This window comes from Rickettsia argasii T170-B, assembly GCF_000965185.1.
Lineage (GTDB): Bacteria > Pseudomonadota > Alphaproteobacteria > Rickettsiales > Rickettsiaceae > Rickettsia > Rickettsia rickettsii.
On the sequence record NZ_LAOQ01000014.1, the window covers coordinates 1 to 8,129 of the forward strand.

The following is an 8,129-nucleotide window of genomic DNA, read 5'->3' on the forward strand; positions in this document are numbered from 1 at the left end:
CTTATATTCTGACCCACGGTCTGTAAGAATACGAAGTATTGGTATTCCTTGGGTCTCGTACCATGGTAACACGCGGTCATTCAGCATATCAGCAGCAGTAAGAGCTGTTTTATCAGTATATAGTTTAGCATCTGCTACCCTAGTATAGCTATCAATAAATACCTGAGAATAAACCTTACCGATACCTTTAAAATTACCTACATAGTATGTATCCTGACATCCTAGATAACCTGGATGCTGCGTTTCAATTTCTCCATGTGCTTCTTTTTCATTACGACGCTTCTCTAGTACTTGTAACTGAGCCTCAGTAAGAACAATACCATCCTGAGCCATTTTTGCTTCTAATGCTTTAAGCCTTTTACTGATATTGTTTAAATCATTACGTAACCAAATTGATCTCACTCCTCCAGGTGATACAAGTATTCCACTCTTCTTAAGCTCATTTGATACTCTTAGCTGACCATATGCTGGATATTCTATTGCCATATCCATTACTGCCTTCTCTATCGCTGGATCAACTCTATTGGCTATTATTGGCTTTCTGCGACTAATTTCATATAACGCTTCTTCGCCACCAGTTTCATACAGTTCTTTAAATCTGTAATAACTGTCTCTACTATATCCCATCGCTTTACATGCTGATGATATACTACCAAGGCTCTTAGCAAGTTCTAGTAATCCTATTTTTGGCTTTATTATTTTTTGATTTAAGTGCATTCTTTATCTCCATTTAATAATTAATTTATTTTACTAAATGTAAGATAAAATCTCAACTATTACAAATAATGTATCGTGATTGGATTAGTTTACCCTGTTAAATAATGCAATTGGTATTACTCTATGGTACGTTTCAACAAGCTAATATTAGTGACTCTCCGCTGCTACCTATAACTAATTGATCTGGTAGAATATGACTCATATAAGCTAGGACATGATAGTCTATATCACCACTTGCACTAATATTTATATCAGCATTATTTGTATTTAATTCTACTCTTGCTCCTACTGCATCTTGTTGTTCGTTCATGCCATATTTATCGACTAATAATAGTTGTTGTAGTTGTTGTCGCCAAACACTGTTATTAGTCAAGTCAATGATATCTATTGTTAGATCAGTGGTATAATTTACTAGTATTGTTATCTCATCTATTTGATTTTGAGTTACTGTTTTTTGTTGTTGCAACTTAACAGTTAGTTGATACAATTCATCTTTTGTATCTTGTATACTATCTTGGTAACTCTTTAACACTTTATACTTTGGTGTAATATTCTCTTTTTCACTAACACATTGGACAAAAACAGAACTCTGAGATTTTATCAATTGTGTCCTCATTTCTATTAATATGTTTTCAAGCTTGTTTAACCAGTTTGTACATGAACAGATTTGCTTTAAGAATTGCTCTTTATCAGGATCGGGCCCTGTATCTTGATGGTAATACCAATTGCTTAGCTGGTTCTCACATTGTCTAATAAAGTACTTTATTGTGCCTATCACTCCATATTTTTTCACGGTAGGTACCAGTTGTGAATGGTGCAAAACATATTGTATAAGTGGTAGTTGCTGTTGTACATAATCATATTGAACAGCAATACCATGATTAGAATTAATGGTAGCATTTTGCCACTCATTATTTTCATTGGTATAACAATTTTCTATGATACCCATATTTGGGTTTTCATTAATAGGTTCACCATTAGCTACTGGTAGAATATTGAAGTTGCTTATCATATTCCAGAATGAATATACCTTCTCTTTAAACCAATTGGTAGTACTTATTATCAAATTCTCATGATCATTGAAGCTACGACGATGACGTTGATGATCAGTTTCATCACTATTGTTGCCTAAAATATTTAGGATTTTGTCAATACCTTCTATTGTTCTATTATAACTCAATGTCTGACTCAGATCGTCATATATTTGGGATGCTTCTGTGTAGTTATATCCGCACAATATCAACCTATGCCATACTTTACATGCTAATACATTGTCACCCATATTAGGTGGTGGTAATACTGCACGATTACAACCAAGACAATGTTCATACTCAGTAGCTATACTTATAGATCTTTTTAATTGTAATAATACATCTTTTGTAAATTCACAATTCTCAATAAAAGTAACTTGTTCTTCTGGTGAATTAAATCCTAATGCCTCATAGGATTTGATTATATTATCTTTACTATTAATCGCTACTATACATCTCCAATGGTGGTATAATATATCATAATTAGGTGATAACAGAGTCTGAATACAAATACTTGGATTATAAGTCATCCATTCAGCCAAACTAATCTTATTTTGCATTATAATTAGCGTAGTATCACCTTTGATCGTATTTGTATTCTCATCCCATTTATTAATTCTTATAGGGTCTAATCCCAAATCAAACTCTATTGTAGAAATAGTATAATCATGATTAATAAACCAATTTTTTACTCTAACAATAGGTTGTTCATCACTATTATTAGTATGAACATAAGAGAAATCCCTAATAACTAAATCATCAGCAAATCTTGTAACTTCTACCCTCACCGGCCTAATATCTTTAAATATAATAATGCCTGTCCTTTGTTCATCTACTGGTATGGGAACCAATTTACCATTTTCCATTCTATGGTTATGTGTTATATTAAATGATCTGCTAAAATCTACTTCATATTCCTGGATAGCAACATTATATGATTCCTGGACTAACTGTTTATAATCTTTAGCCCTGTTGGCACCTCCAATAAAATCTAAGGGCTGTTCATTATAATTGAATTGATATATTTTAGTACCATTATACTTAGCTTGATTATCAAAAAATTGTTTAGCAATAATTACAGGACTGTCACTACTACTGCTATGCAATATTAGATCCTCTTGTATTCTATAGTATTCTATGTTATCTAATTCGCAATCAATCACAGCTGTCGTACTTGCTGTAATTACACTAACAAAACTACTTATACTACAGCTACAAAAAGACACAAGCCTCAAATTATTATCAACTCCTTGGAATGGTATATAAGCGTCTCCTTTTTCATCAACGAATATAAGATGTTTATAACTAACATCTTTAAAATAATTATATATAATAACATAATCTATCTTCTCCACATAACCTTTCTCTTTGCGAATTAGTATTTTTAGATCATTACCTGCAGTTTCTAACCAAACATCATATCTTGATGATAGCATCAATATATCAAATTTCATATCATATGAACTATTATCAATGATTATTGTACGTACATCCATATTATCAGTAACAATATATATATCACTTTCTTCACCACCTTTAACAAAGGTAACTTGCTCATCAAAAATAATAATGTCTACACCCTTAGAACCAAAATGGTAATAGTTTTTTTTGTCTTTTACAACACCATATAGTTCATAGTCTTTATTCTTCTCTGAAACCTTTTCATAATATTTTTTAACTTCTTCAACTGAAAAATCATCCTGACCACTACTATGCTCTGTTGTTATATGTAATTCAAATCTACTAATAATAGTTGTACTTTCTGTTATTTTAGGAATAACATTACCAGAATTTTTATCTATTAAATTAAAGTTATGAGTTAGACCATCACTGCCTAAATAATTTTTTATACTTAGTGTATAAAAAATATTTGCACCCAATTTAATTTGTAGTGATAGAGTATTACTTTCTTTAGAATAAGTTATTTTCTCACAATCTGTTAATAAATTAGTGTCTAGAAAGACAACAGTCCCTTTCCCCTTGATATCAATTAATGAATTTGAATTTTCTTTCTTAACATCTTTTGTTCTTATATAAAAATGATAAATACCTTCAGTACCTTTTATTTTTGTATATGGCCAAATTACTACTTTCTTACAACCTGTAATGATATCTGGTCTATCATTGCTATATCCCCCACCACCATCTATCAAATCAAATTCCACGGAGGGATGACTCTCATCTAACTTACAATCAACATGATCTTCCTTATTTTTTCTCCCTTGATATGCAATTTTTATTACATTATGGTAATATGACCAAAGATTTATTTTTCTATCATTAATAAACATATTAATTACATTTATCTTCTGAGTAAAATCAAAATGTTCTACGCTTTGAATACTAAATTTTACAATATTATGGTCTAACATCGCTGTATTGAATACAGCATTAAATGATTTATTAAGAGGATAAGGTAATAACAATATATGATAAGAGAGGAAGGATGCATCAAATATGATAGAACCTGAAAATTCATTATTAAGAAAGACAAATTGACTGTCACGACTTAAAATATGTATGTTAATAGAACTTTTGCCCAGTAAAAAAATACTAGATGGGGTATAATTCGTTGTTATTCCTCCAGTAGTCATCAATTGAGTATTAAAAATTATATACTTGTTATCATGAACTTGGTTCCGTCTCGCATTATGTTCAATAACAAAACTATTACTACATGAATGTATTACATTCGGATCTGACCTTCCAGTACCACTTGCCTCATAGATTGCATTAGACTGCGTAGGCAAACAAGTCATTGTAGCACCCGCAATATAATTAGGCAAAACACGTGATAAATAACCATCATTAGGACTTAACATATCAATATTAGCATCACTTGGTTCAAGAGTGCTGCTACTATACCGTTTACAGTTTGGTGGTGCACAGGACAATATCCCATGTACGGCGAAGCACCTGTTTATGCTGCTTTCTTTACATTCTTCCCAGTTTTTTATTACCACCTTACCAAATCCACCAGCATAAGCTACTACATTATCAGGCATAGATTGTAAATGATGCCATGCTGCGTTCAATATCTTATTTACAGATTTTGTTCTTGCTGCTAAATGTTGTACATCCTTTGGTAAGTCCTGTTGAAAAATAGTATGCCAGAATATTCGCCAATTCTCATCATGGGTGGTATCATATTTTTTTTCATACTCTACAATAGCACTAATACCACTATATATTACATAACCAACAATCAATATTCCCCCCACTCCTACAGTAAGTCCGACAGTAGCATTAGCAATTACCAAAACAATACCAGATACAAATGAAACTCCAGAAAAAATTATAGATGCTGTATAATCTCTTATTTCCCTATTACTACATGCATTATCAGTACCTGCCATATCCTGACATTTCTTAAGTGCTTGGGCTGCCAATCCAATATCAACAATATCAAATACCCCAGTTACAACTCCCGCCGTACCTTTAAAAAAATTAACCCCATATTTTGCTGATAGAATCTTGAAAATAAATTTTGTATTATGACCTAGTATTTTTGGTGTTACTTGACTAAAACTATTTAATAATCTAACCCCCCACTTAGATTGTTGCTTTACTATAATATTTTCAATTGGTGCTGATGCAAGAGAGTAAGTTAACCCTCCAACACTTAATAAACAATCTCGAACCCCTGTATCACTATCTTTGCTTTCTTGACATTGTACAATAGCTCCATGTATACCCATTATTAGCTGCATCTTACCTGCTGCACTAATTAGTTTACTTTTTAATTGATTATTTATTTTTGTATCCCGAGCAATATTATACATAATACTTTCAAGACGTTCATTTTGACGGTAATTATTATAACCTCCAGCCTCTGTCACCCGATCTAATAGATATTTATAATCACCTATGATGTTATCACTATCCTCAATTTGTCTGATTTTTGCTAATTCCAACAATTGACTGTTTTTTGCTTGATCATTACTATGTCGTAAATATTCTAAGAACTTTTTACTATCGATTTGTAATTCATCTATATTCCTCGTTTTCTTTATGCTAAACTCATCTAAGTCCTGTGCACTAAACTTACAAAAACTAATTTCTCTTTTCTTTTTACTATCTGGACAAGAAGACAAACTTCCTTTTAATTTTTTTTGTCTAGGATTAAGCTTAGAATCACTATCTGCATCATACCCACGCTTCTCTTGTTGTACTCCTGATGGCCCCGGTTGTGGATTATCTAAATCTTGCAGATTAGGTCTAGATTGTAATGAAGGTTGCCTAATAGGACTGTCATCTGAACTGATATGATCAACCGTATCAGTAAAACCTTTTGCTACTATTATCGAATCTGCACTAGTTGCATCTTTATTAAAACCTAATACAACTCCATTAGCTTGTCTTGCATCAGTAATAGCTTTAAGATATTTTATATAGTTCTTTAATTGTGACTCCTTTTGTGTTATTTTTGTCTCTGAAGTACCAAGTCCTAATTCCAAAGCAAGTGGTATATTATCTTTGAATATTAAAGCTAAATCCGCTCTTCCATGACCTAAACTCATTTCTGCGAGTATTGTTATACCGTGTTTATTAAGTTTTTTATATAAAAACAAACCATGCAAGATAGATTTAAGATCTCTTTCTAAGACAATACACTCCTTCAAATTGAATAATTCTTCTTTTAGTTTGTTTAATTCTCTAAATTGAGCTTCCTTATCACCATCATCATGTGGTGGGCTCGACATATGCTCTAAATCTAAACCCTGTAATGCTGGTATTAGATTATTTAGATCAATACTTGATGCAATATCATATTTTGTAATAAATTGTGATATATATGGTGCTGGTGGAGAACTCAAGCCTAAATCATTTACTTTAATACCTAAACAGTAAAAATCTGCACTTCTTATACTTTCAAACACCTTTCCCTTTGGATTAATTGTTATATCAATTCTTTTACCAGAATTAATATTTAACTCTCTTTGAATGTATAAAATTCCATCATTTACTTCCTGTTCTATGGTAATTTGTTTGTATTCTTTTATATTAGCTCTTATTGCTGGTTTCGATGGATCCTTAAGAATACTCTCACATATTTAGGTGAAGCTAAATTTTCTTGTTCGATACAAGTTAATATTACTGCTTTTTGATATTGATTCTTGAATACAAACATGCTCACACGCTGACCGTTAGGAAAATCCTTAATAATAAATACATTTTTCTCTACTACATTACTTGATAACAATTCCCCTAATATTACCCTATCTAGCGATTCATCACTACGTGTTGAGTCGTATATTGTTTTTAGTTCTTGCTTTATTGTAGTATGGTCTAATGTTGCTTGTCTTGCATCAATCAGCTTTGATATAAAACTTTGTTTTGGTAAGTCAATTTTTGACTCTTTTGCTCGTACTGTTTCGCCTGTAGCACCAAAATCAGCTCCTACTATTATTACAACTTGAGATTGAGTCCTTCCTGCGAACTGGAACGCATAAGCTTTCTCTTCTATTTGCTTTACTGCATCTTGAACAGACATAATACTGTTGCTACCCTTTCTCTGTTCTTCCTTAAACTCAATAATTATTTTAACAGCATTCGGTACATAATTACCATGCTGATCTTTACGTAGCAGAATATACAAATCTAAAAATCCCCTACCAGTACTCTGTTCAACATCAGCATATATGCCATATTTTATATGATAATTTAATATTGCTGCTTCATAAGTAAAACCATGATATGCTGCTTCTACCATTCGCAACACGTTCTTCTTATTATTATTGAGGTATGCCTCTTTCAACTTATAAAAAAAACTTTCTACATTATCCGCTGTAATAGTTGTCGGATCAGACATTTCATCTAATATATCATCTAATGTCTTAACACTACCATCTGCATTTTTGCCTAGTTGTAAAGGTACAACTTTAACGATCGTTCCCAATTTGATACCCTAATTGACGATTATCTTCTAGTTTAATATTGCTAGTGCTGATGTCTACATATAGCACTTTAGAGTCAATAGCTGATAAATTGATAGTATTGTCTGCAGTCTTATTCCCCCAAAATTTGGATTTTATTGTGCTAAGTTCATTTTTTGAATACCTTACGTCTTGACCAATAGCATCACCTTTATTAATAGATATAGATCGTAGTATAACTTTCTCTTTGTTATCAATCTTAACTTTAAAAGCTAGTTTTACAATTTTAGCATTACCAGATGCACCAATGCTAAAACAAATAGCTTCTATATTCTTACCTATATAACTATTTTGAATAGTTACGCTAGAACCAAGAAAAAAATGAGTCCAAAAGCTTCTGTGACTAGACGCTCGCTCATGAGGAGTTCTATCTAGTACTCTTTGAAATTGTTCTATAAACTTATCAGTATCATATAGAAAATTATACGCTAATTCCTGCTTTATT

General features: G+C 31.7%; 3 protein-coding genes and 1 pseudogene. All 4 read right to left on the reverse strand.

Annotated elements, in window-relative coordinates; genetic code table 11:
• Nucleotides 1–717 (reverse strand): IS481 family transposase (locus tag RAT170B_RS07420; RefSeq protein ID WP_045806040.1); only part of this gene is annotated, 717 nt, incomplete at its 3' end.
• A 133-nt stretch (nt 718–850) separates the two neighbouring features.
• Complete coding sequence (locus RAT170B_RS07425) at nt 851–6,628, reverse strand: hypothetical protein (protein ID WP_045806043.1); 5,778 nt, start codon at nt 6,626–6,628, stop codon at nt 851–853.
• A 131-nt stretch (nt 6,629–6,759) separates the two neighbouring features.
• Nucleotides 6,760–7,647 (reverse strand): PD-(D/E)XK nuclease domain-containing protein, encoded by an 888-nt coding sequence (locus RAT170B_RS07430; protein WP_045806044.1) that lies wholly within the window; start codon nt 7,645–7,647, stop codon nt 6,760–6,762.
• Nucleotides 7,631–8,129: pseudogene (locus RAT170B_RS10710) on the reverse strand (hypothetical protein); the annotation flags it as partial. The pseudogene RAT170B_RS10710 and the gene RAT170B_RS07430, both read right to left, overlap by 17 nt.